General features: G+C 56.5%; 2 pseudogenes. Both read right to left on the bottom strand.

Annotated features, from left to right (window positions below):
• Positions 1-569, bottom strand: a pseudogene (locus BM144_RS17370) (RHS repeat protein); the annotation flags it as partial.
• Positions 570-1558: 989 nt separating this feature from the next.
• Positions 1559-1755, bottom strand: a pseudogene (locus BM144_RS23815) (RHS repeat-associated core domain-containing protein); the annotation flags it as partial.

Genomic DNA, 1755 nt, shown 5'->3' on the forward strand with positions numbered 1-1755 from the left:
CCCAGGGCGTCGCGCGTGGCCTTGGTGGTGCGGCCCAGGGCGTCGGTCCACTGGACGGGGCGGCCCATGGCGTCGTAGCGGGTGTCGGTGGCGCCGGCGTCCGGCGTGGTCTCGCGGGTGGGGTTGCCGCGCACGTCGTTGGCGTAGGTGGTGGAGACACCGGCGAAGTCGGTGGCCGAGCGCAAGGCGCCCAGGCCGTCATAGGCCAGGGAGGCGGATTGGCCGGCGGGGTCGGTGATGCGCGTGGGCTGGCCGAAGGCGTTGCGCTCGTAGGTGGTGGTCTGGCGGGCGGCGTTGGTCCGCGCGGTCAGCTCGCCGTTGGGGCCGTAGGTGAAGGTGTCCTTCAGTTCCCCGGTCTGCACCGACTGGAGCTGGTTGAGCGCGTTGTACCGCCGCTGCTGGCGCCAGACCACGGCGCCGCCGGCGTCGGCGATCTCCGTGAGGGTGGTGTTGCCGAAGCCGTCGTAGGCCAGGCGGGCCGTGGCACCGCGGTTGTCCTTCCGCAATGAGTCTTCGTCGGCCCAAGGACACGTCGATGGGGAGAAAGGCGGGTGACGGAGGGCCGGCATGGATTCTTGAAGTGTTTTAACGTCCATGCCGCCGGATTCATTGGATAGTTTGCTATTGATTTGATAGTTTCCTGCTGAATTTCGCTCAACATTCAATTGGCTCGCATCAATGGAAGACATGGGCATCGATGCGAGAGCGTTGACTGATGGCTGAGTAGCGTTTTGACGACTCAGCCATCCGCGTTATGCAAATAGGCTTTTCTTTTTGGTATCAAAAACCTTTGAATAACGTCGTTTGAATTTCTCGTTTCCAATCTAAAAAATGGATGATATTTGGAGAAAAAACCAAACTAGGAAAAATAATGTCAGCAAACGAATACACCATACTAGGATGCGAGTGCCCATGCTGAAGCTATTTGGTCCTGAGCTGCACAGCCATTTCCAGAGTAGCCAAGTGCTATGTGGAGTATTGTTTTGGAAAATGTGAAAAGCACCAATTTCCTCAAATTTGCTAACGTTCTCTCGTTTTAATCTTGTCATTAGCACTTGGCAAAGCGCCATGTGAGTTAGTGCCATGATTACACCAATCCAAATGCTGGAAGGAATTTCGTTCATCTTCTGTACCCCATAGTTACACCCACTGAAACGCCAATGGTTCCTACACCTGGAGACACCGTGGACGTGGTTCCCTCGGTGCCGAGTGCTGTGTTACCACTGACACCTACGACTCCATTGCCAAATGCGCCCGAAGCCTGAACTACAAGACCTTTTCCGCCCGCGCCTGTCGTTAACGTTTTTCCTCCACCTGTAATCGAGACACTTAAACCAGCCTGCGGGCCAGCGCCCAAATAAGTGAGACCACGGGAGGTGTTATAGGACGCCGTAATTCCAACACCGACGCCTACACGCGCTGTGCAAGTGATTCCTTCAGTAGATGTGCTATTGCCAGCAGGTTCGGTATTCCTAAAACCTGCTGCACATTCTGCAGTAGCACAGCGGCTGGTGTCATATGGCGTAAGCATACGGTCCAACCATGGCCACCCAGTTGAGCGTAGTCCCATCGGATCGGCAAACATTAATGGCGAGGCATCCACATACAAGAACCGATTCCACCCACCCGCCAACCCAATCGGGTCGGCCTGCAGATATCTCCCCGTCGCCGGGTCGTAATACCGGTGCAGGTTGTAGTTCAACCCCGTCTCTTCATCCCACACCTGCCCCGGATACCGCAGGTCGAAGCGCACGG

This window comes from Paracidovorax konjaci (assembly GCF_900112675.1).
Taxonomy (GTDB): domain Bacteria; phylum Pseudomonadota; class Gammaproteobacteria; order Burkholderiales; family Burkholderiaceae_C; genus Paracidovorax; species Paracidovorax konjaci.